We start from the raw sequence: 25,773 nt of genomic DNA on the forward strand, positions 1-25,773 counted from the left end.
ACGCTCACCCCGGTCATCCCACCGACGAGTAGGCGACGACTCCCCGCAGTACCAGGTCGACCGCCTTGCGGGCGGTCTTCGCCACGTCCGACCCCGCCACCGGGGCCGCGGCCGAGATCTGGCCCAGCACGTCGATGACCTGCTTGCACCAGCGGACGAAGTCCCCGGCGGGCATCTCCGCCTCCCGCAGCACCTCGTCCAGGCCCATCCCGGTGGCCCACATGTACGCGGCCCAGGCGAACCCGAGGTCCGGTTCCCGCTGGCCGACGCCCTCGGTCTGGGTGATCCGGAACTCCTCCTCCAGGGCGTCCAGCCGCCCCCAGATCCGCACCATCTCGCCGAGTGCGGCCTTGGCCTTGCCGGAGGGCAGCTTCGGCGCCATCGCGTCGTCGCCGACCCGGGCCTCGTAGACCAGCGCCGAGACGCACGCGGCGAGTTCGGCGGGGCCGAGCCCCTCCCAGACGCCCTCGCGCAGGCACTCGCTGGCGAGCAGGTCGAGTTCGCCGTACAGCCGCGCCAGCCGCTTGCCGTGTTCGGTGACCTCGTCGCCGCGCAGGTAGTCCAGTTCGGTGAGCAGGGCCACGATCCGGTCGAAGGTCCGGGCGATGGTGTTGGTCCGCCCCTCGATCCGCCGCTCCAGCTGTGAGGTGTCGCGGATCAGCCGGTGGTAGCGCTCGGCCCAACGGGCGTGGTCCTCGCGGTCGTTGCAGCCGTGGCAGGGGTGCGCCCGGATCGCGGTCCGCAGCCGTGCGATCTCACGGTCGTCGGCCGCCTGCGACCGCTTCTTGCGGGCCCGCTCCGGCGGGATGTGCCCGGCCTTGGTGCGCAGCGCGGAGGCGAGGTCACGACGGGACTGCGGGGAGCGGGGGTTGAACGACTTGGGGATCCGCATCCGCTCCAGCGCCTCGACCGGCACCGGGAAGTCGATGGAGGCGAGCCGCTTGACCTGCCGCTCGGCCGTCAGCACCAACGGGCGGGGCCCGTCGTGCTGTTCGAAGCCGCGGTGGCCGTTGGACCGCCCGGCGGGCAGCCCGGGGTCAAGGACCAGCGCGAGCCCCGCGTACTTCCCGGTCGGGACATGGATGACGTCGCCGGGCTTGAGCTTCTCCAGCGCCACGGCCGCCTCGGCGCGCCGCTCGGACATGCCCTGCCGCGCGAGTTCGGTCTCGCGGTCCTTCAACTCCCGCCGCAGCCGGGCGTACTCCTCGAAGTCGCCGAGGTGGCAGGTCATGGACTCCTTGTAGCCGGCGAGCCCCTCCTCGTTGCGCTGCACCTGGCGGGAGATACCGACGACCGACTTGTCGGCCTGGAACTGCGCGAACGACGTCTCCAGCAGCTCGCGCGAACGGTGCCGCCCGAACTGGTCGACCAGGTTGACCGCCATGTTGTACGACGGCTTGAAGCTGGACCGCAGCGGATAGGTGCGGGTGCCGGCGAGTCCGGCGAGGTGCTCGGGGCTGATCCCGCGCTGCCACAGCACCACCGCGTGGCCCTCGACGTCGATGCCGCGCCGGCCCGCACGGCCGGTCAGCTGGGTGTACTCGCCCGGGGTGATGTCGGCGTGCTGCTCGCCGTTCCACTTGACGAGCTTCTCCAACACGACCGAGCGGGCGGGCATGTTGATGCCGAGCGCGAGAGTCTCGGTGGCGAACACGGCCTTCACCAGCCCGCGTACGAACAGCTCCTCGACGACCTCCTTGAAGGTCGGGAGCATGCCGGCGTGGTGGGCGGCGATGCCGCGCTCCAGGCCCTCCAGCCACTCGTAGTAGCCGAGGACGTGCAGGTCCTCCGGCGGGATCGACGAGGTGCGCTCCTCGACGAGGGCGCGCACCTTCTCCCGTGCCTCGTCGTCGTTGAGCCTCAGTCCCGCGTACAGGCACTGCTGGACGGCGGCCTCGCAGGCGGCGCGGCTGAAGATGAAGGTGATCGCGGGCAGCAGGCCCTCGGCGTCGAGCCGCTCGATGACCTCGGGGCGGCCGGGTGTCCAGATCCGGGACCGCTGCCGGCGCTCCCGCTCCCGGTCGGCCTCGCGCATGGCGCGACCGCGTCTGCGGTCCTGGAACGACGGGCGCTGCGCCTCCATCCGGGCCAGCCGGGCGAGGTCGGGGTTGACGGCCTTCTTGTGGCCCTCGCCCTCCTCGAACAGGTCGTACATCCGGCGCCCGGCGAGCACGTGCTGGAACAGCGGGACGGGCCGGTGCTCGGAGACGATGACCTCGGTGTCGCCGCGGACGGTGTCGAGCCAGTCGCCGAACTCCTCGGCGTTGGAGACGGTCGCCGACAGGGAGACCAGGGTCACGGACTCGGGGAGGTGGATGATCACCTCTTCCCAGACGGCGCCGCGGAAGCGGTCGGAGAGGTAGTGGACCTCGTCCATGACCACGTAGCCGAGGCCGATGAGGGTCTGGGAGCCCGCGTACAGCATGTTCCGCAGGACCTCGGTGGTCATGACGACCACGGCGGCGTCCGGGTTGATGCTGTTGTCACCGGTGAGCAGGCCGACCATGCCGTCGCCGTAGCGGCGGCAGAGGTCGGCGTACTTCTGGTTCGACAGTGCCTTGATGGGTGTCGTGTAGAAGCACTTCTTGCCCTGCATGAGGGCGAGGTGGACGGCGAACTCGCCCACGATCGTCTTGCCGGAGCCGGTGGGGGCGGCCACCAGTACGCCCTTTCCGGCTTCGAGCGCCTGGCAGGCCTCGATCTGGAAGGGGTCGAGGCCGAAGTCGTACATCTCGCGGAAGGACGCGAGCGCGGTGGCCTGCTCGGCGGCGCGCCTGCGGGCCGCCGCATACCGCTCGGCCGGTGAGAGGTCCTCTGTCATCGTGCTTTCGAGCGTACCGGTCCCCACTGACAACAGGACGATCATTATCCGGAACATGGGACAACGGACAACGAAGAGGTGCCCGCGTCCGGGGACGCGGGCACCTCTGTGTGTCTGGGGTCGCCCTGTCAGGTCACGTCGTCGTAGCCGTTGACCCGGTCCGGGCCCTCGGGCAGCGCGCGGCTGGCGGAGACGGTCTCGATCTCGCCGATGTCGTCGGGCGTGAGGTCGAGGTCGGAGGCCTCGTCGTCGTCCGGTTCGTCGGCCTGACGGCGGCGCTTGCGCCGGTCGTTGAGGAGGGAGAACGCGACCGCGCCGAAGTACAGCACCCAGATCGGTCCGGCGAGCGCCAGCATGGAGAGCGGGTCGGTGCTCGGGGTGGCGACGGCCGCGAAGACCGTGATGCCGAGGATCATGGCCCGCCACCAGCCGAGCATCCGCCGGCCGGTGATGATTCCGGTGAGATTGAGCATCACCAGCAGCAGCGGCAGCTCGAAGGAGAGCCCGAAGACGATCACCATGCGGGTGACCAGCTGGAGCAGATCGTCCAGCGGCAGCAGGTTGGCGATGCTGCCGCTCGGAGTGAAGTCGATCAGCACCTTTGCGGTGGTGGGCAGCACCTCGTACGCGAAGTACGCGCCGCCGAGGAAGAGCGGGGCGCCGGTGAAGACGAACGCGTAGGCGTACTTCTTCTCGTTCCTGTGCAGACCCGGGGCGACGAAGGCCCACAGCTGGTACAGCCAGATCGGCGACGCGAACACCACGCCCGCCGTCAGGGAGACCTGGAGGGCGAGGGTGAAGGGGGCGAGCAGGCCGTCGATGGTGATCGTGGCGCACTTCTCACTGCCACCCTGGCTGTTGATCTCCGAGAAGGTCTGGTGACAACCGATCGAGTCGAGGATCGGTTTGGTCAGGAAGTTGATGATGTCGTTGTAGAAGAAGGCGGCGACCACCGTCACGATGACGATGGCCAGCATGGCCTTCGCGAGCCGGTTGCGGAGCTCACGAAGGTGATCCGCGAGAGGCATCCGCCCCTCGGGATCCTTCTCCTCTTTGCGGGCAGACTTGGGCAACCCACGTCCTCATCTCGTGCGGCAGGCCGGGGGCTACCGGCCTTGCGTCAGCGCTGGGTGGTGTCCGACGGCTCGTTGACCGGGCGGGAGCTGGTCACGTCGCCGGGGGCCGCCTGGATGGTGCGCTGGGCCTGGGCCTGCTCGCCGGAGGCGGGCGCCTGGGCGGAGGTCGTGGTGTTGCCGTCTTCCTTCATCGCCTTGGCCTCGCTCTTGAGGATGCGAGCGGACTTGCCGAGCGAGCGCGCCATGTCCGGAAGCTTCTTCGCGCCGAACAGCAGGATGACGACGACAAGGATGAGAATGATCTCGGGGGCTCCGAGCCTTCCGAACATAAGTCTTTACCTTCTCACCGAGGCGGCTGGGTTGGGGTGCTGTCCGATCCGTCGGACATGCGTCCGAGTGATCGTGCTGTCAGCGATCGTAACGCTCAGGGGTAAACGTGAGGCAATCCCCGTGCGTACTCCCGGTCCGCGGAACGGGCCTCGTTCTCCGTGCCGCGTGCAGCAGCGTACCTTTCCCTGCGGGCGCCGTGACAGGGCGAAGTGACGCAAACCGCTTGTGGCCCACTACTCACACCCCTTGCACAGCGGGGGTCACAGTGTGTCCACAGTACGGGCCGCGCCGGCGGCCGCCCGCTCCAGGTCCTCGGCGGCCCGGTTGATCCGCCGTGCCGAGTCCGCGACCTGCGCTCCCAGCCGGCGCGCCTCCAGGAAGACCCGGACGGCGAGCACGCCGAGCACGGCGAGCCCCACGAAACCCACAGCTACCGCGACCATCGCCCAGAACATGGGGCCGAGCCTAGACGGTGGGGTTCAGCCGCAGTGTCCTGACCCCGCCGCCGGTGAGCAGTTCGACGATCCGCTCGCCGGCGGGCTTGCGGACGGCGGACCCGCAGTCGGGGCAGGTGAAGGAGTAGAACGTCGTCTTGCTGGTGGCTCCGATGGCGAGGCGCAGGGCGCTCGCGGTGAGCTCGAAACTGCCGTGGCAGTGCGGGCAGCCGGCTCTGAACAACACGGGGACCACGCGTCTCATCCCGGCGAAGGCGGCCGCGACCGTCATCTCCCGCGCAGCCGCGCCGCCGGAACCGGAAGACTCGTTCAGAACCCCGGAAGACTCGTTCAAAGCCCCTGCCCTTCCATGTCGCCGTGCCCAACCTGGTCGTACGCCGCCAGTGCCTCGCGGGCCGCCCGGCGGGCCGCGTCGGCCAGCTCGGGCGGTGACACGATCCGGCCGTCGCCGCCGAGCCTGAGCGCCAGCCTGCGCAGGGAGGCCGGATCGGGGGTGCGCAGAGTAATACGCAGTCCGCCGTCGGGAAGCTCATCCGCGCTGTCGTGCGGGTAGTACTCGGCGACCCAGCGGCCGGCCGGGCCGACCTCGACGACCACCTCGGGGTCCTCGGCGGCCGGCTGCACCAGGGCCTCGGACAGGTCGCGCAGCTCGATCTCGGGGGGTGCGGACGGCTCGTCGAGGATCTTGATCTCGGCGACCCGGTCGAGCCGGAAGGTGCGCCGGGCCTCGGAGCGACGGCACCAGGCCTCGACGTAGGTGTGGCCGACGCTGACCAGGCGGATGGGGTCGATCTCGCGCTCGGTGACCTCGTCGCGGGCCGGTGAGTAGTAGCGGATCCACAGCCGGCGGCGCTCGGCGATCGCCCGGTCGACGTCGGCGAAGACGCCGCCCTCGGACTCGAACGTCACCGACAGCCGGGCGCTGGCGTCGCCCGCCTCGCCGGCCGCGGTCTCCACCTTGGCGGTGGCCCGCAGCAGCGCCTGCCGGTCGCCCTCGCGCAGCCCGGGCAGGGTGGCCACCGCGCGGGCGGCGACCAGGAGCGCGGTCGCCTCGTCGGCGGCGAGCCTGAGTGGTTCGGCGGCCTCCTCGCCGAGCGCGGCCGCGTTGTGCCACCAGATCCGCTCGCCGTCGGTGTCGATGTCCAGCAGGTCGCCGCCCCGGAAGCTGGTGCCGCACATGGGCAGCACGTCCAGGTCGGAGACCAGCTCGTCCTCGGTGATGCCGAAGGCGCGCGCGACGTCCGCGATCCGGGCGCCGGGGCGCTCGCGCAGGTAGGTCACCAGGGAGAGCATCCGCCGGGTCTGGTCGATGGCGTTCACGGGCCTGACCGGTTTGCCTGCCACTGCCTTGCTCCGCTCCCCCATCAGTCCTTGGCCACCGCACGCAGCCGGTCCACGACGTCCGCCCGCAGCTCGGCCGGTTCCAGGACCACCACGTCCGGCCCGAACTCCACCAGCCAGGCGTCCAGTCCGTGGCCGTACGGAATCTCCAACTCGTCCCAGCCCTCTCCGAGTTCCCGCACCGCGGTGGCCTTCGCCCGGAGGGGGTACCCGGCGCCCGAGCGCAGCCGGATCAGCGCGGAGCGGTCGGCGACCTCCCCGGCCCAGCTCGCCACGGTCTCGCGGACGGTGACGACGTCCGGGACCGGCGCGGTGAAGGGCGTACCCCGGGAGCGGACCTTCCCGGTGATCCGGGACAGCCGGAACACCCGCTCGGCGCCCCGGTCGCGGTCCCAGCCGGCCAGGTACCAGTGGCCGCGCCAGCACTCCAGGGCCCAGGGCTCGACGTTCCGGGTCCCGGGGTGGGCGGCGGTGGCCTTGCGGTAGTCGAAGACGACCGGGCGGCGGTCCCGGCAGGCCAGCATCAGCGGTTCGAACGCGGCCTCGTGCACGGGGATCCGCGGCTCCAGTGCGCCGTGGGCCTCGTACGGGTCGACGTCCTCGGGGAGGCCGGCGGCGCGCAGCTTCTGCAGGGCACCGCTGGCGGCGCCGGCGAGCCGGGCCTGCTGCCAGACCTTGGCGGCGAGTCCGAGGGCGGCGGCCTCCTCGGCGTCCAGGGTGATGGGCGGCAGGCGGTTGCTGTCGCGGCGGGCGAGATAGCCGACCTCGCCGTCCAGGTTCTCGACGGTCTCGATCACCAGTCCGAGTTCGCGGAGATCGTCCTTGTCCCGCTCGAACATCCGGCTGAAGGAGTCGTCGCTGCCGGCTTCCAGGTAGGCCTCAATGGATTCCCGCAGCTCGCGCTTGCTGAGCGGCCGCCGCGTCCCCAGCAGGCACAGCGCCAGGTTCATCAGCCGCTCGGCCTTGGCAATGGCCATCGACGCCCTTCGCCTTCCCTATGGTGCTTCTGACCGATGACCGTACCGCTCCGGAGCGTCACGGCAAAAGTCAGTACAAACAACGAGGACCCGAACGGACACGACACGACAAACACCGAGGGCCCGCGCGCATGGCACGGGCCCTCGGCCAGCCGGTTTCCGACCAGGACCGGTCAGCGCCCGAGGGCGCCGGCCGGGTACCGGGATCAGACCGCGATCAGGTCCACGACGAAGATCAGCGTCTCGCCGGGCTTGATCGCCGGCGTCGGGCTCTGGTCGCCGTAGGCGAGGTGGGCCGGAATGGTCAGCTGACGACGGCCGCCGACCTTCATGCCCTGCACGCCCTGGTCCCAGCCCTTGATGACCCGGCCGCCGCCCAGCGGGAAGCGGAACGGCGCGCCACGGTTCCAGCTGGCGTCGAACTCCTCGCCGGTGCTGAACGCGACACCCACGTAGTGCACGGTGACGGTCTGGCCGGCCTGGGCCACCTCGCCGTCGCCCTCCCAGATGTCCTTGATCTCCAGGTCGGCCGGGGCCTCGCCCTCGGGGAAGTCGATCTCGGGCTTGTCGATGCTCACGTCTTCGGCTCCTGCTTGTGTACGACACGGAACCCGGACAGTCTTTCATCCCCGTCCCCGTGCCGCCCGCGCGACTACATCGCCGCAAGAATGTCCACCGTGAACACCAGCGTCGAACCCTTCTTCACCACACCACCGCTCGGCGGGTTGTTCCCGTAGGCCAGGTCCGGCGGGGTGACGACCATGATCCGGCTGCCCACCTTCTTGCCGGTGATCCCCTGCGCCAGCCCCTTGACGACGCCCTGCATCTGCTCGATCGAGAACTGGGCGAGCCGCCCACTCTCGTACGTCTGCTCGAAGACCTTGCCGCTGTCCCAGACCTCGCCCTTGAACTGGCACAGGACGGTCTGCGCCGACTCCACCGCCGCGCCGTCGCCCTCCAGCACGTAGTTCGAGACCAGCTTCGTCGGCGGGTCGACCTTGGGAATGTCGATCGACGGAGCCTTGCCGTCCGTGTTCGTGCCGATCTTGGGCAGCGCGGCGTCGCTCTGCGCGACCTCCTTGCCCGTGCTGGAACTCTTGGAGTTGAACGAGTTCAGCACGTCGACCACGAACACCAGCGTGTCCGTGCCCTTGATCCCCGCCTGCGCGTTGCCCGAGGTGCCGTACCCCCAGGTCGGCGGCACGGCCATCAGCACCCGGCTGCCGACCTTCTTCCCGGCCAGCCCGTACAGCCAGCCGTCGATGATGCTGCCCGAGGCGAGCTGCATGAGCAGCGGCGTACGGTCGTACGACTGGTCGAAGACCTTTGCCGTGGACCAGATCTGCCCCAGGTAGTTGGCCTGGATGAAGTCGTTCTCCGCGACCGTCTTCCCGCTGCCCGCGATCACCGTCTTGACCGCCAGGTTCTTCGACGGGTCCCCGCTGCCCTTGGCGACCGTCGGCTTCTCGTCGAACTTCGTGCCCGCCGTGATCGCCGGCAGCGGCCCGTCCACGATCTTCGGCGGCGGCACCGACGCGGAGGCCGACGGCGAGGCACTGGCCTTGCTGGAGGAGGACGACTTGTCGTCACCACACCCGGCGAGCGTGACCAGTCCTGCGGGAACTGCAGCAAGGAGAAGAGAGCGTCGGCGCACGGAAGAGCCTCGTAATCGGTCGATCTTGCGGATGGCGTGCGCGCAACTCTACGACGTGAGAAGGGCGCCGTACGGAAAACGTACGGCGCCCGTGTGGCGTTCTGTGCCGATCTCTCACATACCGGCGATGAGCTTCTCCACCCGGTCGTCGACCGAACGGAACGGGTCCTTGCACAACACCGTGCGCTGCGCCTGGTCGTTGAGCTTCAGGTGCACCCAGTCGACCGTGAAGTCCCGTCGCTGCTCCTGGGCCCGCCGGATGAAGTCACCGCGCAGGCGCGCCCGAGTCGTCTGCGGCGGCACCGACTTGCCCTCGAAGATCTTCAAGTCATTGCAGATCCGCGCGGCTTGCCCCTTCTTCTCCAGCAGGTAATACAGACCACGACGACGGTGAATGTCGTGATAAGCGAGGTCTATCTGCGCCACGCGCGGATGAGACATGGTCATGTTGTGCTTGGCCCGGTACCGCTCGATGAGCTGGTACTTCATCACCCAGTCGATCTCGGTGCCGATCCGGTCCAGGTCCTCGGCCTCGATGGCGTCCAGGGTGCGGCCCCACAGCTCCAGCACCTGCTCGACCGTGCCGGTGCGGATACCGCGGCGCTCGCAGAAGTCCACGGCCTTCTCGTAGTACTCCCGCTGCACCTCGAGGGCGGAGGCCTCCCGGCCGCTGGCCAGGCGCACCTTGCGCCGGCCCGTGATGTCGTGGCTGACCTCGCGGATCGCCCGGATCGGGTTCTCCAGGGTCAGGTCCCGCATCACCGTGCCCGCCTCGATCATGCGCAGCACCAGGTCGGTGGCACCGACCTTCAGCAGCATCGTCGTCTCGGACATGTTCGAGTCGCCGACGATGACGTGCAGCCGACGGTAGCGCTCGGCGTCCGCGTGCGGCTCGTCGCGCGTGTTGATGATCGGCCGGGAACGTGTCGTCGCCGAGGAGACACCCTCCCAGATGTGCTCCGCCCGCTGGCTGACGCAGTACACCGCACCGCGCGGCGTCTGCAGCACCTTCCCGGCGCCGCACAGCAGCTGCCGGGTCACCAGGAACGGAATGAGAATGTCCGCGAGCCGGGAGAACTCCCCGTGCCTCGCCACCAGATAGTTCTCGTGGCAACCGTAGGAGTTGCCCGCCGAGTCCGTGTTGTTCTTGAAAAGGTAGACGTCGCCCGCGATTCCTTCCTCATGCAGGCGTCGTTCGGCGTCCACCAACAGCCCTTCGAGAATGCGCTCGCCGGCCTTGTCGTGGGTGACCAGTTCGGTCACATTGTCACACTCGGGTGTCGCGTATTCCGGATGTGAGCCCACGTCGAGATAGAGCCGGGCGCCGTTCCGCAGAAAGACATTGCTGCTACGGCCCCATGACACGACACGGCGGAAGAGGTACCGCGCCACCTCGTCAGGCGACAGGCGGCGCTGTCCCCTGAACGTGCACGTGACGCCGTACTCGTTCTCCAGCCCGAAAATGCGGCGGTCCATGACTGAACATTACGCCCGATCCCCTGAGCTGAAACGGGGTTCGGCAGCACGATTTGGATCATTTTCCGAACCGGCCGCAACCACCGCACCCCCACCGGGAGCTGCGAGGACCCGCCCGGTGACCGCCAGGACCAGCAAGGACACGCCCCCTGCCGCACCCGGCACGGCGAACCCCCACAGGGCCCCGCCCGCCTCGACCACCGGGCCCGCCAGGCCCGTTCCCACCGACGCCCCCACTGTGAACGTCGTCACAAGCCAGGAGAACGCCTCGGTGACCGTGCCCCTCGGCGCATGCCGGTCCACCAGCACGAACGCACACGCGATCGCCGGCGCCAGGAACACCCCGGCCAGCACCGTGAGCAACACCATGGCCACTGCTCCCGGCATCAGCATCAGCGGCAGGTAACACACCGCCAGAAGGGCCACCAGCACCCGCAGTCGCCGCGCCGGCTCCCCGGCCCACCGCCGTGCCCCGTAGACGGTGCCCCCCAGCAGCGCGCCGATCCCCAGCGCGGCCATCAGCCAGCCGTACACCGTGTCACCGCCGTGGTCGTCCGCGTACGGCACCGACGCGACCGTGATGGAACCCAGCGCCATCCCGACGAACAGGAACGCGGCCAGCAGGGCCAGCAGCCCGGACGAGCGCAGCGCGCCCAGCCAGTGCGCCTCGCGCGGCGCCGAACGCCACGCGCGCGAGGGTGGCGAGACCACGACCGAGAGCGCCCCGAGGACGCCCACCGCGTTCACGACGAGCAGCGCCGCCTGCGCCGACCACAGCGACACGCACAGCGTGACCAGCAACGGCCCCACGGTGAACATGACTTCCTGCGCCACCGCGTCCATCGCGTACGCCGTGTGCACCTGGTCGTCCTTCCCGAGGACACTCGGCCACAGGGCGCGCAGACCGCCCTCCAGCGGCGGCGCGAAGAGTCCGGCCGCCGCCACGGTTCCGTAGGCGAGCGGCAGCGGGTCGGTGCCCGTGAAGGCGAAGCCGGCCATCGCGAGGGCCGACGCGAGCGCCGCGGGCAGCTGGACCCGGGGCTGCCCGCACAGGTCGACCAGCCGCCCGAGCACCGGCTGGCCCACGGCGTTGGCCACGCCGTACACCGCCGCGAGCGCGCCCGCGAGGCTGTACGTGCCGCCCTGCGCGCGCACGAACAGCACGATCGCGATGGCCGCGGTCGCGTTCGGCAGCCGGCCCACCAGCGTCCCCGTCAGCAGCCGGGCCGCGTGCCTCGCCCTGAGGATCTCCAGGTACCCCGCGGCCATGTCCCACCTCCACGTTTTACGTATAACCCCGCCTCCCATACGTACCATGTGCGCTGTTCACACGTCCAGACGAAGGAGCCCACCCCCGGTGCCACGCAGCAGCACACGCCCGACGAGCCGCGACGTCGCCCAGGCCGCCGGCGTCTCCCAGGCGGCCGTGTCGCTGGTGCTGGGCGACAAGTGGCGCGGCCGGGTGTCCGAGGCCACCGCCGAACGCGTCCGGGAGGCCGCCCGCGACCTCGGCTACCGGCCGAACCTCGCCGCCCGCAACCTCCGCCTCGGCCGTACCCGCACCGTCCTCCTGGTCGTCCCCGCGCTGACCACCGAGTTCTTCGCGGGCGTCTACACCGGCGCCGCCCGCGTCGCCTCCGCGCACGGCTTCGGCATGGTCCTCTACCCCTCCCCCGAGGGGATCGGCCCGGCCCGCGACCCCTTCGCCTCCGCGCAGGCCGCCCTCGACGGCGTGATCGCCTCCTCCATGGCCGCCGACGCCCTCACCGCCATCCGCGGCGACCAGCTCCCCCTCGTCATGCTCGACAGCGACCCGGACGGCAGCCTGGGCGCCGCCACCGTCAACCTGGACATCGCCGACGGCGTGCGCCAGGTCGCCGACCACCTGCTCGGCCTCGGCCACCGCCGCTTCCTGCACCTGGCCGCGGACATCGCGTCCTGGACCTTCGAGGTACGCGCGCGCGAGCTGGCGGCCCGCACGGCGGGCGTGCCGGGCGCCTCGGTACGCACGGTCCGTGCCCCGATCTCGATCGAGGGCGCCCGCACCGCCACCGAAGCCGCCCTCGCCGCCCCCGGGCCCCGGCCCACCGCCCTCGTCTGCGACGACGACAAACTCGCCGCCGGCGCCTACAAGGCCCTGCGCCGCCGGGGTCTGCGCGTCCCCGACGACATCTCCGTCACCGGCCTCGACGACCTCGCCCTGGCCACCGCCATCGACCCCGAGCTGACGACCGTGCGGCTGGACGCGGAACTCTTCGGCGCACGCGGCATGCAGGCCCTCCTCGCCGTCCTGGAAGGCCGGGAGCCGGAGCGCGGGGACATCCCCGTCGAACTGGTCGTACGGGGCTCCACGGCGCCGCCACGGGCTCCATAGCCTCCACAGGCCGCGCAGACGCCAGCGCCCCGCCCGGTGGGATCACCGGACGGGGCGCACGGAGCGGGGCCGACGGGGCGCAGGGCTGCCGCCGGGCGTTACTCGACGTCTCCGCCGGACTCCTCGGCCTCGGCCTCGGCGGCCGTGGCCGCACCGTCCGACTCCAGCAGCCGACCCAGCTGCGGGCCGACGATCCGCTTGAACTTGCGCTGCTGGGGCCGCGCACGGTCCAGCACCGCGACTTCCAGGCGCTCGGCGGGAATCTCCCGCTGCGTGCCGTTCGACTCCCGCGACAGAGCCGTCACCGCCAGCTTCAGGGCCTCCGCGAGCGTCATGCCCTCCCGGTGCTCACGGTCGAGGTAGGTGCTGATCTGTTCCGCGTTGCCGCCGACCGCGACCGAACCGTGCTCGTCCACGATCGAACCGTCGTGGGGCAACCGGTAGATCTGGTCGCCCTCGGGGGTCTCCCCCACCTCGGCGACGACCAGCTCCACCTCGTACGGCTTCTCCGCGGCCGACGAGAAGATCGTGCCCAGCGTCTGCGCGTACACGTTGGCAAGGCCGCGCGCGGTCACGTCGTCGCGGTCATAGGTGTAACCACGCAGGTCGGCGTAGCGCACGCCGCCGATCCGCAGGTTCTCGTACTCGTTGTACTTGCCGGCGGCGGCGAAACCGATCCGGTCGTAGATCTCGCTGAACTTGTGCAGCGCGCGGGACGGGTTCTCACCGACGAACACGATGCCGTCGGCGTACTGGAGCACGACCAGGCTGCGGCCGCGCGCGATGCCCTTGCGGGCGTACTCGGCACGGTCCGCCATGGCCTGCTGGGGTGAGACATAGAACGGCGTCGACACCGGTATCCGTCCCCTTCCTTAGGGTTCCGTCGAAGTCACTGGGATCACCTTCATAAGAACGCCGACGCGCTAGAGCAGCGCCGCGCGCGGGCCGTCGGGCTCCTCCAGGCGGCGCGCCAGCACCGCACGGGCGAGTTCGGAGGACTCGTCCTCGGTGAGCCGGCGGAACCCGTTCTCGGTGATCACGGTGATGATCGGGTAGATCCGGCGGGCGACATCGGGGCCACCCGTCGCCGAGTCGTCGTCGGCCGCGTCGTACAGGGCCTGCACCACCAGTGTGGTCGCCTGCTCCTCGGTCAGGTCGTCGCGGAACAGCTTCTTCATCGCACCGCGCGCGAAGATCGAGCCGGACCCGGTGGCGGAGAAGTTGTGGTCCTCGGAACGGCCGCCGGTGACGTCGTACGAGAAGATGCGCCCCTTGGCCCGGTCCACGTCGAACCCGGCGAACAGCGGCACGACGGCCAGCCCCTGCATCGCCATGCCGAGGTTGGAGCGGATCATCGTCGACAGCCGGTTCGCCTTGCCCTCCAGGGACAGCTGGGCGCCCTCGACCTTCTCGAAGTGCTCCAGCTCCAGCTGGAAGAGCTTCACCATCTCCACGGCGAGACCGGCGGTGCCGGCGATACCGACGGCCGAGTACTCGTCCGCCGGGAACACCTTCTCGATGTCCCGCTGAGCGATCACATTGCCCATCGTGGCCCGACGGTCACCGGCGAGCACCACGCCCCCGGGGAAGGTCACCGCCACGATCGTCGTCCCGTGCGGCGCCTCGATCACCCCCTGCGTGGGCGGCAACTGCCGCCTGCCGGGCAGCAACTCCGGCTGGTGCTCACCGAGAAAGTCCATGAACGAAGAGGACCCAGGCGTCAGGAAGGCAGCTGGTAGACGCCCGGTGCTACGAGTGTTGGCTTCCACAAGTTTCCTTCCAGATAAGCAGCGGCTCGGCGCGCGGCGTCAGGATCATCCCTCAATTTGCCGATGGCCGAATTGCAGTTGAAGCACAGTACGCCTCGGACCCTACCCGTCTTGTGGCAATGATCCACATGCACGGGCGGGGCAGATAGACAGATCGCACAGATCCCGTACTGGGAGGCGACCATCGCATCGCGCTCGGCTTCGGTGAGGCCGTAGTTGCGCTTCAGATGGTCCGCCCGTCCCTTCGTCGCCCGGCAAGCCTTGCAACTCGTAGACAGGCCGTCCGAAGCCGTGGCATTGCGGTGCCACTCGGTGTGCGGCTTCACCGCACCGCAGGTCCGGCAGAGCTTGTGCCCCTCTGGTACGTCGACCTTTTCGCGGACCGTCTTCTCCTCGGCCTCCCGGCGGCGCCGGTAGTGCGCAGCACCGTACTCCGCCACGCACTCCCGACACCACGCCTGAAGGCCGTCAGGTCGCTTCCCGTTGCGAGCGAACGCCGCGAGAGGCAGATCCCGTCTGCACTTCCTGCAGACCCTGGCGTTGAGCTCGTCAGCCACCCCAACCCCCCGCACCCTTCACTTCTAAGGCGAAGGTATCGGATGACCTTTACTCTCCACCCTTCTGCACGAAGGAGCGCACGAAATCCTCGGCATTCTCTTCGAGCACATCATCGATTTCGTCGAGGACGGAGTCCACGTCGTCCGACAACTTCTCGTGCCGTTCCTTGAGGTCTTCGGAGCCCTGCGACTCTGCCGCCTGCTCCTCGACCTCCTCGGTGGAGTGCGTCGCCTTCTGCTGTCCGCCGCCGGTGTCCTTGGTTGCCATGACACTCACCCCGCTCAGTTCGCCCGACATGGTCGACAGGTCGGCATTCCTGCCGATCGGTGATGATCAGACCCTACAAGCCGGGTCCGACATCGGCCCCGCAGTTTCTCCAACGTACGGGGGCCACCTCGATGATTCCCGGACGCCGGGGTTTTGACCCCGGTCGCCCGGTGTGCTCCGGATACCCGCTCAGCCCCCGGAAAGGACCCTGACCAGGTCTTCCGCGGTGCGACAGCGGTCCAGGAGCTCCTTGACGTGATTTCGCGTTCCGCGTAGCGGTTCCAGGGTTGGGACGCGCTGGAGGCTGTCGCGGCCCGGAAGGTCGAAGATGACCGAGTCCCAGCTCGCCGCGGCGACGTCGTCGGCGTACTGCTCCAGGCAGCGGCCGCGGAAGTAGGCCCGGGTGTCCTCGGGCGGGCTGGTGCGGGCGCGCTCGACGTCGGCCTCGTCCAGGAGCCGCTTGATGCGTCCCCGGGCCGCTAGGCGGTTGTAGAGGCCCTTCTCGGCCCTTACGTCGGCGTACTGGAGGTCGAGGAGGTGCAGCTTGGCGGCGTCCCAGTCGAGGCCGTCGCGGCGGCGGTAGCCCTCCATGAGTTCCAGCTTGGCGACCCAGTCGAGTTCTCCGGAGAGGCTCATGGGTTCGTGTTCGAGGCGGTTGAGGGTGTCTTCCCAGCGGGCGAGGACGTCCTTGGTCTGGTCGTCGGCGTCGGCTCCGTAGCGTTCCTCGACGTATTTGCGCGAGAGCTCGTAGTACTCCATCTGAAGCTGGACGGCGGTGAGTGTGCGCCCGCTGCGGAGGGTGACGAGGCGCTTGAGGGTGGGGTCGTGGGAGACCTGGTGGAGGGTGCGTACGGGCTGGTCGACGGCGAGGTCGACGGCGATGAAGCCGTCTTCGATCATGGAGAGGACCAGCGCCGTCGTCCCCAGTTTCAGGTAGGTCGAGATCTCCGACAGGTTCGCGTCGCCGATGATCACGTGGAGGCGGCGGTACTTCTCGGCGTCGGCGTGGGGTTCGTCGCGGGTGTTGATGATGGGCCGCTTGAGGGTCGTCTCCAGACCGACCTCGACCTCGAAGTAGTCCGCGCGCTGGCTGAGCTGGAAGCCGTGTTCGTGGCCGTCCTGGCCGATGCCGACGCGGCCGGCGCCCGTGACCACCTGACGGGAGACGAAGAAGGGCGTGAGGTGGCGCACGATGTCCGAGAAGGGGGTCTCCCGCTTCATCAGGTAGTTCTCGTGCGTGCCGTAGGAGGCGCCCTTGTTGTCGGTGTTGTTCTTGTAGAGGTGGATGGGCTGGGCACCGGGGAGCTGGGCGGCCCGTTCGGCGGCCTCGGCCATGATGCGTTCGCCGGCCTTGTCCCAGAGGACGGCGTCGCGGGGGTTGGTGACCTCGGGAGCGCTGTATTCGGGGTGCGCGTGGTCGACGTAGAGGCGTGCGCCGTTCGTGAGGATCACGTTGGCGAGGCCGATGTCCTCGTCGGTGAGCTGGCTGGCGTCGGCGGCCTCGCGTGCGAGGTCGAAGCCCCGGGCGTCCCGCAGCGGGTTCTCCTCCTCGAAGTCCCAGCGGGCCCGGCGGGCCCGGTGCATCGCCGCCGCGTAGGCGTTGACGATCTGGGACGAGGTGAGCATGGCATTGGCGTTGGGGTGGCCGGGGACGGAGATCCCGTACTCCGTCTCGATGCCCATTACTCGCCGTACGGTCATGCGGCCCTCCTTGCCCGGCGGAGCCCTCGGTCGTGGGCTCCGCTCGCGTACCGCTGGCGCTCCGGTGCGTGTGCGGTGCCCGTCCCCGCACTGCGCGACTCGGCGGTAGGAAAGAGCCTAGAACGCCTCTGCGCTGGTGGGGAGATCATTTGCGTCATTGCCTTGCTCGCCTCGGTTCCGGTTCTGGCCGGAAAAACAGTCGGCTGCGGGTACCCGGTGAGGGCACCCGCAGCCGCCCTGTGTTTTACAGGTACTGTCCGGTGTTCGCCACCGTGTCGATGGAGCGTCCGGTGTCCGCGCCCTGCTTTCCGGTGATGAGGGTACGGATGTACACGATCCGTTCGCCCTTCTTTCCGGAGATCCGGGCCCAGTCGTCGGGGTTGGTGGTGTTGGGCAGGTCCTCGTTCTCCTTGAACTCGTCCACGCAGGCCTGGAGCAGGTGGGAGACGCGGAGACCCTTCGAGTTGTGGTCGAGGAAGTCCTTGATCGCCATTTTCTTGGCACGGCCGACGATGTTCTCGATCATCGCGCCGGAGTTGAAGTCCTTGAAGTAGAGGACTTCCTTGTCGCCGTTGGCGTAGGTGACTTCCAGGAAGCGGTTTTCCTCGGATTCGGCGTACATGTGTTCCACGGCCGTCTGGATCATGCTTTCGACCGTGACCGACTTGCTGCCGCCGTGCTCACCGAGGTCGTCGGCGTGCAGCGGAAGGCGTTCGGTGAGGTACTTGCCGAAGATGTCCTTGGCCGCCTCGGCGTCCGGACGCTCGATCTTGATCTTCACGTCGAGCCGGCCGGGGCGCAGGATGGCGGGGTCGATCATGTCCTCGCGGTTGGAGGCGCCGATGACGACCACGTTCTGCAGGCCCTCGACACCGTCGATCTCGGCGAGCAGCTGGGGGACGATGGTGTTCTCCACGTCCGAGCTGACACCGGAGCCACGGGTCCGGAACAGGGACTCCATCTCGTCGAAGAAGACGATGACGGGGGTGCCCTCGCTGGCCTTCTCCCTCGCACGCTGGAAGACCAGACGGATCTGCCGCTCGGTCTCGCCGACGTACTTGTTCAGGAGCTCGGGGCCCTTGATGTTGAGGAAGAAGCTCTTGCCCTGGGCCTGGCCGGTGACCTCGGCGACCTTCTTGGCCAGCGAGTTGGCGACGGCCTTGGCGATGAGCGTCTTGCCGCATCCGGGGGGTCCGTAGAGCAGGACACCCTTGGGCGGGCGCAGTTCGTGCTCCTTGAACAGGTCCGGGTAGAGGTACGGCAGCTCGACCGCGTCGCGGATGGCCTCGATCTGGCCGCCGAGACCACCGATCTGCTCGTAGCCGATGTCGGGGACCTCTTCGAGGACGAGCTCCTCGACCTCGCTCTTCGGGACGATCTCGTAGACATAGCCGGAACGGGGTTCGAGCAGCAGGGCGTCACCGGGCCGGATGTTCACGTCCAGCAGCGGCTCGGCGAGCCGTACCACGCGCTCCTCGTCGGTGTGGCCCAGCACGAGGGCCCGCTCGCCGTCCTCGAGGATCTCCTTGAGGGTGACGATGTCACCGACGCGCTCGTACTCCATGGCCTCGACCACGTTGAGCGCTTCGTTGAGCATGACTTCCTGGCCGCGCCTGAGGTCGTCCAGGTCGACGCTTGGGCTGACGTTCACCCGCAGTTTGCGGCCGCCGGTGAAGATGTCGGCGGTGCCGTCCTCGTTCGCCGTGAGGAAGACACCGAAGCCGGCCGGCGGCTGTGCGAGCCGGTCGACCTCCTCCTTGAGGGCCACGATCTGGTCGCGGGCCTCGCGCAGGGTGTTCGCGAGTCGCTCGTTCTGGGCGGACACGCCGGCCAGGTTCGTCTGCAGCTCGACGATCCGCTCTTCGAGAATCCTCGTGTGTCGCGGAGAGTCGGCGAGCTTGCGTCGCAGGACGGCGATCTCCTGCTCAAGATAGGCGATCTGCTCGGACGGGTCGTCGGACCCTCGTCCCGGGCGGATGCCGCGGTTCATGTCGTCGTCGTGGGCTGCCACGGTCCTCACCTCCTCCAAGGGGAGCTGGACGCTTCCAGACCCTACCTGGGTGGGTGTCGATTGAAACCCCTAGATCACAAAGACTGTCAAGGTGTGTCGTCGGTCACCCATTGCGTTCTCCCTCGTGCCGGGTGGATACCCACTCAACGCGATTCAGAAGCGGCGTGTTCCAGGTCTGGAGTGGTCAAAACCCGTCGTTACTGACCGGAGTTGTCCGCTCCAGTGCCGGTTCAGGGGTTGTGCCCCGGTGGCGGATTTCTTACACAGAGCAACCGCTCGGATGTGGCGCGTGATGATCGGAGTGGGTCGCGGGTTGGCTCAAGTCGATCGATCAGGTGGCCGGGCGCCGCCGTCCCGCACGGCGGAAGGCGCCGTGCGCGCGGGCCGGGGGCGCGTCGGGAGGGCGCAGGAGGAGGGTGCGCGAGGAGGATGCGCGGGCCGTTGCGGGCCGGAGGTAGGGTCGAAGGCGTTCAACACCCGCCGGGGCGGGACCGGGTGACCCCCGGTCCGGCCGTCCGGCGCTTTCGACGGCAGGAGAGATGACCGTGCAGCAGGAGGCCCTGGCCGGCGACGAGGCGCTCGAGGTCTGGATCGACCAGGATCTGTGTACCGGGGACGGGATCTGCGCCCAGTACGCCCCGGAGGTGTTCGAGCTGGACATCGACGGCCTGGCCTATGTGAAGGGCTCGGACGACGAGCTGCTGCAGGCGAAGGGGGCGACCGTACCGGTGCCGTTGCCGCTGCTCACCGATGTGGTGGACTCGGCGCGGGAGTGTCCCGGCGAGTGCATCCACGTGCGCCGGGTCGCGGACCGTGTCGAGGTGTACGGGCCGGACGCGGAGTGACTTTCCGGCCACCCCGCGTGGCGTCGGCGCCGGGCCCTTCGGGCCTGCGCGGCCGTCAGACGCTGTGGGCGGCCGCCGGGGTGGAGCGGACGAACGCGTGGCCGTTCCACTGCCACTTGGCACTGGACTTCAGGTCCGGGCAGCAACTGGGCACATTGTCCGAGGAATAGCCGAGCAGGGTGGCGGTGACCGCTTTGCCGGAGACGGCGAAGTCGGTCACGGTGTACCGGTCCTTGGGGTCGACCAGGGTGGCGACGACGCGGGGGGTCGTGGCGCCGGCGGCCTGGGTGAGGACGTAGACGGCGTCGGGCGGGGTGCCCATGGCCGAGTCGCAGTGGACCACCGCCACGGTCTCCGGCCTGCCGTCGCCGTCGAGGTCCCCGGTGGCCTTCTTGACGACCAGTTCCTTCACGGGGCCGCAGTCGAGGGGGAAGTCCACGCCGGTGGTGCTGGGCGGCGCGGCGGCCGCGGGGGCGGGCTTCGTGCCTGCCGAGGCGGCGGGCTGCGCGGCCTTGGCCGAGCCCGGCTGGAAGAGGGACGACAGAGCGACGACGCCGGCCACGGCGGCGGCGGTGGCCAGCCAGTGCATGGGGCGGGTGTCGGTGTGAGCGAGCTCCGGGACCACGGATTGCTGCACTAGGAGTGTCTCCTGTGAGGCCTGTGCCGGTGGGGGTGGCCTGCATCGTGCCACACGTCACAGCGGGGTGGGAACGGCGGGGTGGGCTTTCGCGGATGGCGGGGATCCGCGGTCCTGTGGTGCCGTCGACGGGCCGGCTGTGGTGGCGTCAACGGGTGAGCGCCGCGGCCGAGTTCCGGTGGGGTCCGGGGAACTCGGCCGCGGCGCTCGTACGTTGTCGCGGCAGCGGGGACGGGCTCAGCGGCCGGCGCCGCCGTCGGCGTTGGGGCCGTCGTAGTCCTCGCCGTAGGCGCCCTTGGCGGGGCGTCGGCGGCGCATGGGCGGCTCGACGCCGTCGGCGAGGCGGCGGGCGGTGAGCAGGAAGCCGGTGTGGCCGATCATCCGGTGGTCCGGGCGGACGGCGAGGCCCTCCACGTGCCAGTTGCGGATCATCGTCTCCCAGGAGGTCGGCTCGTTGAAGCAGCCGATCTCGCGGATGGACTCGACGGTCCGGGCGAGCTGGGTGGTGGTGGCGACGTAGCAGCACAGGATGCCGCCGGGGACGAGCGCCTTGGAGACGGCCTCCAGGCACTCCCAGGGGGCCAGCATGTCGAGGATGACCCGGTCGACGTCGGTGTCCGAGAGGTTGTCCTGCAGGTCGCCCACGGTGAGCTGCCACGCGGGGTGCGGGCCGCCGAAGTAGCGCTCGACGTTCTGCTGGGCGATCTCGGCGAAGTCCGCGCGGCGCTCGTAGCTGTGCAGCATGCCCTGGTCGCCGATGGCGCGCAGCAGGAAGCTGCTGAGCGAGCCGGAGCCGACGCCGGCCTCGACGACGCGGGCGCCGGGGAAGATGTCGGCGAAGGACAGGATCTGCCCCGCGTCCTTGGGGTAGACGACTGCTGCCCCGCGGGGCATGGACAGGACGTAGTCGGGGAGCAGGGGGCGCAGCGCGAGGTAGGCGACGTTGCCGGTGGTGCGGACAACGCTGCCCTCGGGAGCGCCGATCAGTTCGTCGTGCGGGAAGGAGCCCTTGTGGGTGTGGAAGTTCTTCCCGGCTTCGAGCGTGAACGTGTAGTGGCGGCCCTTGGGGTCGGTCAGCTGTACCTGGTCCCCGACCTTGAAGGGCCCGCGCCTGCGGGCGGCACCGGTCGGTTCGGACATGTGAACAGCCTACCGGGGTTTGCGGAGGGCACCGACCACGGTGGAAGCGGCCCGGCTCGCGGCTGGGGCGGGGGTCCGGAACCGTCTCGCGCGGTCGCGGCGTCCATGCCGGTTGACGCCTGACGGGCCGGCGGACGGGAGGGGCGGTCATGGCGGACGGGGGCGGGGACGGACCGGGCAGAGGCCGGTCACAGGCCTCGGGCGGTGCGCTGCTGGTCGGGGCGGCGGTGGCGGCGTTCGCCTGCTGCTACCTGTTCACGGTGATGCTGCCCACCACCGTGCGGGAGTACCGCGCGTACCGGGCGGCCGAGGTCTGTGCGGACTCCGTGCCGGCCGGACCCGCGGAGGACTGCCTGCGCACCGTCACCTTCACGGTGCGGGACACGGTGGTCGACGGGCACGGGGGCTTCGCCCCGCGACGGCACATGCGCTTCGAGGCGACCCTGTCCGGCACCCGGTACTGGAACGGCGTGGTCGCGTTCGGCGACCCGGGACCGGTGCTGCGGCAGCTGCGGACCGGGGACCGGGTCGACGCCGTGGTCTGGCGCGGCACGGTGATGCGGCTCCTCCGGTACGACGACGAGCAGGCCACCACCGACGAGCCGCGCGACGAGCCGCAGATGTTCGCCGGGCTCGGCGTGACGGCGGCCCTCCTGGCGGCGCTGGCCGCGTGGTTCGGCCTGGTGCGGCTGGTCCGGCCGGACGACCCGGATCCCTGGACCTGGCGCCCGCTGGGGCGCTGGCTGCTGGGCATCGTGCTGGTCGCCGGACTCGGCTGTGCCTACGGCGCGCTCCTGCTCCATGTTCCGTGGCAGGCCGTGACACCGGTCGCCGTGGCGCTCACCGCGGTCATGTCGGCGGTGCTGATCGCCGTCCGGCGGCGGCAGCGGCGGGCAGCGGCCGTGACCGGGAGCGGCTGAGCCCCGCTTCAGGACGGCGGCGCTGGGCCGGGCCATGGCCCTGACGAATCTCAGCTGGGCCGGGCCATGGCCCTGACGAAGGCCCGTTCGACGTCCGCCGCCGACAGGACGCCGTAGATCTCGCCGGTCTCCTCGACCACCAGGTACTCGGTGGCGGGGGTGGCGCGCAGGACGTCGAGGAGGTCCTCGCCCGCGAGCTCCGCGGAGACGCGCATGCCGTCGGTGAGGTCCTGGGCGAGGCCGCTGACGGCGACCCAGGGGCGGCGGTGTTCGGGGACGCCGACGATCGCGGCCTCGCGGACGAGGGAGAGCGGGTTGCCGTCGGCGTCGACGACGACCAGGGCGCGGGCGCCGGCGGCGTTGGCGCGGCGCAGGGCCTCGGAGAGCGGGGTGTCGTTCTCGACCGGGACGGCCCGGCGGGTCAGGGTGCGGGCGCGCAGTTCCGGGAGGTGTTCGCGGAGCCGGGCCATGCGCAGGCTGTTGCCGGCGCCGGTCCAGATGATCGCGGCGAGGATGGCGGCGAGCAGGGCGTCGGTGACGGCGTCCATGCCGCTGCTGTCGTCGGCGCCGCCGCCGAAGGCGCCCCAGTGGTTGAGCAGCGGGAGGCCGATGAGGACGGAGACGGCGAGGGCGCGGCCGACCCAGGCGGCGGCGACGGTGCCGCTCATGGGCCTGCCGGTGATCTTCCAGACGACGGCGCGGAGCATCCGGCCGCCGTCGAGGGGCAGGCCGGGCAGGAGGTTGAAGGCGGCGACGATGAGGTTGGAGACCATCAGGCCGGCCAGCAGGACGCCGGCGACGGTGCCGGGCTCGACGGGCTGCATGGCGAGGTAGAAGAGGCCGGACAGGACGAGGGAGAGCAGCGGGCCGACGAAGGCCAGCACGAACTCCCGGCCGGGGGTCTCGGCCTCCTTCTCGATCTCGGAGACGCCGCCGAAGAACTGGAGCTGGATGCGGCGGACGGGGAGATCGAAGCGGATCGCGGCGACCGTGTGGGCGAGTTCGTGGACCAGGACGGAGGCGTAGAAGGCGATGGCGAAGAAGAGGGACACGAGGTAGCGGGCGGCGCCGAGTTCGGGCAGCACGCGGTCGAGCTGGCCGCCGAAGACCCAGGTGATCAGCGCGGCGACGACGAACCAGCTGGGGGCGACGTACACGGGGACGCCGAAGGGCCGTCCCATGAGCAGCCCGCCGCCGGGTTCCTTGGGCCGTTGCTGCGGCGGCTGTCCCTTGGCGATACCGGTGGTGGCGATACCGGTGGACTGCGCGGGGCCCGGCACGTGGTCCTGCCCGTCGCCTTCGCCGGGGGCGCCGGGAGCCGCGGCGGGTGGCTCCGCCTCGGGAGGTTCCGGGGCCGCGTCGGTGCGTGGCGCGGGCGCCGGCTCCGGCGTTTCCGGCTGCTCGGGTGACTCCGGCGCTTCCGGCCGCTCCGGCGTCTCCGACGGTTCCTGCGGCTCCGGTGATTCCTGAGCCACCGGCTGCTCGTCGGGGGTCCGCTGTGTCGGTTCGGCGTTGTCCGACCGGGGCTGCCCGCTGCCGCCGCTCACGTCCACGGTGTCCCCTCGTTAGATACGTCTTCTCTGGTCGATGGTATGCGGCCGTCGTGGCGTGTTTCGCCCCGGCACCCCCTGTGTTGGCCGGGCCGTCGCGCGGGTTGGGTGACTGTCAGTGGCGGGCCGTATGGTCTGTGGTCATGGACAGCAGCATCGGGGACGCCGCGCAGGATCGGGGCGCGGTCGTCGCGCAGGGAGAAGGGCCGGTCACGGCGGTGGCGGGGAGGGCGCCCGCGCCGCCGGCCTCGCTGTCGCCCTCGCGGGCCAGTGACTTCATGCAGTGTCCGCTGCTGTACCGGTTCCGGGTGATCGACCGGCTGCCGGAGAAGCCGAGCGAGGCGGCGACGCGCGGGACCCTGGTGCACGCGGTCCTCGAGCGGCTCTTCGACGCGCCCGCGGCGGAGCGGACGGCGCCGCGGGCCAAGTCGCTGATCCCGGGGCAGTGGGACCGGCTGCGGGAGTCCAGGCCGGAGCTCGGGGAGCTGTTCGCGGAGGATCCGGAGGGCGCGCGGCTGGCGCGCTGGCTGGGTGAGGCGGAGCGGCTGGTCGAGCGCTGGTTCACGCTGGAGGACCCGGTCCGGCTCGAGCCCGTGGAGCGGGAGCTGTTCGTGGAGACCGAGCTGGAGTCGGGGCTGCGGCTGCGCGGGATCATCGACCGGGTCGACGTGGCGCCCACGGGCGAGGTGCGGATCGTCGACTACAAGACGGGCAAGGCGCCGCGGCCGGAGTACGCCGAGGGCGCGCTGTTCCAGATGAAGTTCTACGCCCTGGTGGTGTGGCGGCTGAAGAACGTGGTGCCGAGGCGGCTGCAGCTGGTCTATCTCGGCAGCGGTGACGTGCTGACGTACGACCCGGTCCCCGCGGATCTGCAGCGGGTGGAGCGCAAGCTGCTCGCGCTGTGGGAGGCGATCCGGGAGGCGACGGAGTCGGGCGAGTGGCGGCCGCGGCCGACGAAGCTGTGCGGGTGGTGCGACCACCAGGCGCACTGCCCGGAGTTCGGCGGCACTCCCCCGCCGTACCCGCTGCCGGTGAGGTCGGCGGAGTCCGCGGACCCCGTGCAGGGCAGAATGGGCGCGGACTAGCAGAAGGAGACTCACCGTGGCCATCCGCGTCCTACTGGTCGACGACCAGCCGCTGCTGCGTACCGGGTTCCGGATGATTCTGGAGGCCGAGCAGGACATCGCGGTCGTGGGCGAGGCCGGAGACGGCCTTCAGGCCCTCGACCAGGTGCGCGCCCTCCAGCCCGATGTCGTGCTGATGGACATCCGGATGCCGCGGATGGACGGCGTGGAGGCGACCCGGCAGATCACCGGTCCCGGCCGGGACGGCCCGGCGAAGGTGCTGGTGCTGACCACGTTCGATCTCGACGAGTACGTGGTGGAGGCGCTGCGCGCGGGTGCCAGCGGCTTCCTGCTGAAGGACGCCCCGGCCAACGAACTGGTGCAGGCGATCCGGGTGGTGGCGAACGGCGAGGCGATGCTGGCCCCTAGCATCACGCGTCGCCTGCTGGACAAGTACGCGACGCATCTGCCGTCCGGCGAGGAGCCGGTGCCGGACACCCTGCACACCCTCACCGACCGCGAGGTCGAGGTGCTGAAGCTGGTCGCGCGCGGGCTGTCGAACGCGGAGATCGCCGCCGACCTGTTCGTCAGCGAGACGACCGTGAAGACCCATGTGGGGCATGTGCTGACCAAGCTGGGACTGCGGGACCGGGTGCAGGCGGCGGTGTACGCGTACGAGAGCGGCCTGGTGCGCCCCGGCGCGCAGTAGGAACGCGGGTACGGCGTACGACAGGGAAGGGCGCCCCTCTCCGTGGAGAGGGGCGCCCAAAACATAGGGAGGTACCGACCGAAGATGGTGGTGGAGCG

25 protein-coding genes are annotated in these 25,773 nt (G+C 70.1%); 5 read left to right on the forward strand and 20 right to left on the reverse strand.

Annotation, left to right across the window (positions count from 1 at the left end; all coding sequences use genetic code 11):
• Positions 1 to 13: 13 nt before the first annotated feature.
• The 11 genes from ABZ887_RS20955 to ABZ887_RS21005 all read right to left on the reverse strand — a co-directional run bounded on the left by ABZ887_RS20955 (position 14) and on the right by ABZ887_RS21005 (position 11,399).
• Entirely contained in the window at positions 14 to 2,866 is a 2,853-nt protein-coding gene (locus ABZ887_RS20955) for a DEAD/DEAH box helicase (RefSeq protein WP_361291526.1), read from the reverse strand.
• An 83-nt stretch (positions 2,867 to 2,949) separates the two neighbouring features.
• Complete coding sequence (tatC, locus tag ABZ887_RS20960) at positions 2,950 to 3,894, reverse strand: twin-arginine translocase subunit TatC (RefSeq protein ID WP_361291528.1); 945 nt, start codon at positions 3,892 to 3,894, stop codon at positions 2,950 to 2,952.
• A gap of 47 nt (positions 3,895 to 3,941) precedes the next feature.
• The gene (tatA, locus tag ABZ887_RS20965; protein WP_361291530.1) at positions 3,942 to 4,226 is read right to left on the reverse strand and encodes a Sec-independent protein translocase subunit TatA; all 285 of its coding nucleotides are present in this window, start codon (positions 4,224 to 4,226) and stop codon (positions 3,942 to 3,944) included.
• Between the two features lie 261 nt (positions 4,227 to 4,487).
• Positions 4,488 to 4,682 carry a hypothetical protein gene (locus ABZ887_RS20970; RefSeq protein WP_361291532.1) on the reverse strand — a complete coding sequence of 65 codons (195 nt, stop codon included), beginning with the start codon at positions 4,680 to 4,682 and terminating at the stop codon, positions 4,488 to 4,490.
• A 10-nt stretch (positions 4,683 to 4,692) separates the two neighbouring features.
• Positions 4,693 to 4,953: a hypothetical protein gene (locus ABZ887_RS20975; RefSeq protein ID WP_361291534.1), complete on the reverse strand. Its 261-nt coding sequence runs from the start codon at positions 4,951 to 4,953 to the stop codon at positions 4,693 to 4,695.
• A 59-nt stretch (positions 4,954 to 5,012) separates the two neighbouring features.
• The gene (locus tag ABZ887_RS20980; RefSeq protein WP_361291536.1) at positions 5,013 to 6,026 is read right to left on the reverse strand and encodes a WYL domain-containing protein; all 1,014 of its coding nucleotides are present in this window, start codon (positions 6,024 to 6,026) and stop codon (positions 5,013 to 5,015) included.
• Between the two features lie 20 nt (positions 6,027 to 6,046).
• Positions 6,047 to 7,000 carry a WYL domain-containing protein gene (locus tag ABZ887_RS20985; protein ID WP_361291538.1) on the reverse strand — a complete coding sequence of 318 codons (954 nt, stop codon included), beginning with the start codon at positions 6,998 to 7,000 and terminating at the stop codon, positions 6,047 to 6,049.
• 206 nt (positions 7,001 to 7,206) lie between these two features.
• Positions 7,207 to 7,578 carry an FKBP-type peptidyl-prolyl cis-trans isomerase gene (locus ABZ887_RS20990; protein WP_351490214.1) on the reverse strand — a complete coding sequence of 124 codons (372 nt, stop codon included), beginning with the start codon at positions 7,576 to 7,578 and terminating at the stop codon, positions 7,207 to 7,209.
• Positions 7,579 to 7,652: 74 nt separating this feature from the next.
• Entirely contained in the window at positions 7,653 to 8,654 is a 1,002-nt protein-coding gene (locus ABZ887_RS20995) for an FKBP-type peptidyl-prolyl cis-trans isomerase (protein ID WP_361291540.1), read from the reverse strand.
• 114 nt (positions 8,655 to 8,768) lie between these two features.
• Positions 8,769 to 10,130, reverse strand: a complete 1,362-nt coding sequence (gene pafA / locus ABZ887_RS21000; protein WP_067429457.1) for a Pup--protein ligase — start codon at positions 10,128 to 10,130, stop codon at positions 8,769 to 8,771.
• Between the two features lie 9 nt (positions 10,131 to 10,139).
• The gene (locus ABZ887_RS21005; RefSeq protein WP_361291543.1) at positions 10,140 to 11,399 is read right to left on the reverse strand and encodes an MFS transporter; all 1,260 of its coding nucleotides are present in this window, start codon (positions 11,397 to 11,399) and stop codon (positions 10,140 to 10,142) included.
• A gap of 88 nt (positions 11,400 to 11,487) precedes the next feature.
• Here ABZ887_RS21005 and ABZ887_RS21010 point away from each other — a divergent pair, with 88 nt between their 5' ends.
• Positions 11,488 to 12,504 carry a LacI family DNA-binding transcriptional regulator gene (locus tag ABZ887_RS21010; RefSeq protein ID WP_361291545.1) on the forward strand — a complete coding sequence of 339 codons (1,017 nt, stop codon included), beginning with the start codon at positions 11,488 to 11,490 and terminating at the stop codon, positions 12,502 to 12,504.
• 98 nt (positions 12,505 to 12,602) lie between these two features.
• On the opposite strand, the gene prcA is transcribed toward ABZ887_RS21010, so the two are convergent.
• The 6 genes from prcA to arc all read right to left on the reverse strand — a co-directional run bounded on the left by prcA (position 12,603) and on the right by arc (position 18,810).
• Positions 12,603 to 13,358 carry a proteasome subunit alpha gene (gene prcA / locus ABZ887_RS21015; RefSeq protein WP_361291547.1) on the reverse strand — a complete coding sequence of 252 codons (756 nt, stop codon included), beginning with the start codon at positions 13,356 to 13,358 and terminating at the stop codon, positions 12,603 to 12,605.
• A gap of 69 nt (positions 13,359 to 13,427) precedes the next feature.
• Positions 13,428 to 14,273: a proteasome subunit beta gene (gene prcB, locus ABZ887_RS21020; RefSeq protein ID WP_361291549.1), complete on the reverse strand. Its 846-nt coding sequence runs from the start codon at positions 14,271 to 14,273 to the stop codon at positions 13,428 to 13,430.
• Positions 14,225 to 14,830: an endonuclease VII domain-containing protein gene (locus ABZ887_RS21025; RefSeq protein ID WP_361291551.1), complete on the reverse strand. Its 606-nt coding sequence runs from the start codon at positions 14,828 to 14,830 to the stop codon at positions 14,225 to 14,227. Before ABZ887_RS21025 ends, prcB begins: the two co-directional genes overlap by 49 nt.
• A gap of 49 nt (positions 14,831 to 14,879) precedes the next feature.
• Positions 14,880 to 15,098, reverse strand: coding sequence for a ubiquitin-like protein Pup (locus ABZ887_RS21030; RefSeq protein ID WP_234531430.1), 219 nt, complete (start codon positions 15,096 to 15,098; stop codon positions 14,880 to 14,882).
• Between the two features lie 189 nt (positions 15,099 to 15,287).
• Positions 15,288 to 16,799 carry a depupylase/deamidase Dop gene (dop, locus tag ABZ887_RS21035; protein WP_361291553.1) on the reverse strand — a complete coding sequence of 504 codons (1,512 nt, stop codon included), beginning with the start codon at positions 16,797 to 16,799 and terminating at the stop codon, positions 15,288 to 15,290.
• Between the two features lie 244 nt (positions 16,800 to 17,043).
• The gene (gene arc / locus ABZ887_RS21040; RefSeq protein WP_361291555.1) at positions 17,044 to 18,810 is read right to left on the reverse strand and encodes a proteasome ATPase; all 1,767 of its coding nucleotides are present in this window, start codon (positions 18,808 to 18,810) and stop codon (positions 17,044 to 17,046) included.
• Positions 18,811 to 19,349: 539 nt separating this feature from the next.
• Between arc and ABZ887_RS21045 the strand changes: the two genes are divergently transcribed.
• Positions 19,350 to 19,655 carry a ferredoxin gene (locus ABZ887_RS21045; protein WP_361291557.1) on the forward strand — a complete coding sequence of 102 codons (306 nt, stop codon included), beginning with the start codon at positions 19,350 to 19,352 and terminating at the stop codon, positions 19,653 to 19,655.
• Positions 19,656 to 19,710: 55 nt separating this feature from the next.
• Here the strand turns inward: ABZ887_RS21045 and ABZ887_RS21050 are convergent, their stop codons facing one another.
• Together ABZ887_RS21050 and ABZ887_RS21055 are read right to left on the reverse strand one after the other, a co-directional pair.
• Complete coding sequence (locus tag ABZ887_RS21050) at positions 19,711 to 20,292, reverse strand: hypothetical protein (protein WP_361291559.1); 582 nt, start codon at positions 20,290 to 20,292, stop codon at positions 19,711 to 19,713.
• Positions 20,293 to 20,529: 237 nt separating this feature from the next.
• The gene (locus ABZ887_RS21055) at positions 20,530 to 21,432 is read right to left on the reverse strand and encodes a tRNA (adenine-N1)-methyltransferase (RefSeq protein ID WP_089103073.1); all 903 of its coding nucleotides are present in this window, start codon (positions 21,430 to 21,432) and stop codon (positions 20,530 to 20,532) included.
• A 149-nt stretch (positions 21,433 to 21,581) separates the two neighbouring features.
• Between ABZ887_RS21055 and ABZ887_RS21060 the strand changes: the two genes are divergently transcribed.
• Complete coding sequence (locus ABZ887_RS21060) at positions 21,582 to 22,352, forward strand: hypothetical protein (protein WP_361291561.1); 771 nt, start codon at positions 21,582 to 21,584, stop codon at positions 22,350 to 22,352.
• Positions 22,353 to 22,402: 50 nt separating this feature from the next.
• On the opposite strand, the gene ABZ887_RS21065 is transcribed toward ABZ887_RS21060, so the two are convergent.
• Positions 22,403 to 23,905, reverse strand: coding sequence for a site-2 protease family protein (locus ABZ887_RS21065; protein WP_361291563.1), 1,503 nt, complete (start codon positions 23,903 to 23,905; stop codon positions 22,403 to 22,405).
• Positions 23,906 to 24,045: 140 nt separating this feature from the next.
• On the opposite strand from ABZ887_RS21065, the gene ABZ887_RS21070 reads away from it, so the two are divergent.
• The gene (locus ABZ887_RS21070; protein WP_361291565.1) at positions 24,046 to 24,987 is read left to right on the forward strand and encodes a RecB family exonuclease; all 942 of its coding nucleotides are present in this window, start codon (positions 24,046 to 24,048) and stop codon (positions 24,985 to 24,987) included.
• Between the two features lie 16 nt (positions 24,988 to 25,003).
• Positions 25,004 to 25,675, forward strand: a complete 672-nt coding sequence (locus ABZ887_RS21075) for a response regulator transcription factor (protein ID WP_030608351.1) — start codon at positions 25,004 to 25,006, stop codon at positions 25,673 to 25,675.
• The last annotated feature ends 98 nt before the right edge of the window (positions 25,676 to 25,773 follow it).

Source organism: Streptomyces sp. NPDC047061 (genome assembly GCF_040643955.1).
Lineage (GTDB): Bacteria > Actinomycetota > Actinomycetes > Streptomycetales > Streptomycetaceae > Streptomyces.

What these genes read in the sequence shown, in the direction of transcription:
- ABZ887_RS20955 (WP_361291526.1), bottom strand. Translation starts at nt 2,866, where the DNA reads ATGATCGTCCTGTTGTCAGTGGGGACCGGTACGCTCGAAAGCACGATG.
- tatA (WP_361291530.1), bottom strand. Translation starts at nt 4,226, where the DNA reads ATGTTCGGAAGGCTCGGAGCCCCCGAGATCATTCTCATCCTTGTCGTC.
- ABZ887_RS20970 (WP_361291532.1), bottom strand. Translation starts at nt 4,682, where the DNA reads ATGTTCTGGGCGATGGTCGCGGTAGCTGTGGGTTTCGTGGGGCTCGCC.
- ABZ887_RS20975 (WP_361291534.1), bottom strand. Translation starts at nt 4,953, where the DNA reads ATGACGGTCGCGGCCGCCTTCGCCGGGATGAGACGCGTGGTCCCCGTG.
- ABZ887_RS20985 (WP_361291538.1), bottom strand. Translation starts at nt 7,000, where the DNA reads ATGGCCATTGCCAAGGCCGAGCGGCTGATGAACCTGGCGCTGTGCCTG.
- pafA (WP_067429457.1), bottom strand. Translation starts at nt 10,130, where the DNA reads ATGGACCGCCGCATTTTCGGGCTGGAGAACGAGTACGGCGTCACGTGC.
- ABZ887_RS21005 (WP_361291543.1), bottom strand. Translation starts at nt 11,399, where the DNA reads ATGGCCGCGGGGTACCTGGAGATCCTCAGGGCGAGGCACGCGGCCCGG.
- ABZ887_RS21030 (WP_234531430.1), bottom strand. Translation starts at nt 15,098, where the DNA reads ATGGCAACCAAGGACACCGGCGGCGGACAGCAGAAGGCGACGCACTCC.
- dop (WP_361291553.1), bottom strand. Translation starts at nt 16,799, where the DNA reads ATGACCGTACGGCGAGTAATGGGCATCGAGACGGAGTACGGGATCTCC.
- ABZ887_RS21045 (WP_361291557.1), top strand. Translation starts at nt 19,350, where the DNA reads ATGACCGTGCAGCAGGAGGCCCTGGCCGGCGACGAGGCGCTCGAGGTC.
- ABZ887_RS21055 (WP_089103073.1), bottom strand. Translation starts at nt 21,432, where the DNA reads ATGTCCGAACCGACCGGTGCCGCCCGCAGGCGCGGGCCCTTCAAGGTC.
- ABZ887_RS21060 (WP_361291561.1), top strand. Translation starts at nt 21,582, where the DNA reads ATGGCGGACGGGGGCGGGGACGGACCGGGCAGAGGCCGGTCACAGGCC.
- ABZ887_RS21070 (WP_361291565.1), top strand. Translation starts at nt 24,046, where the DNA reads ATGGACAGCAGCATCGGGGACGCCGCGCAGGATCGGGGCGCGGTCGTC.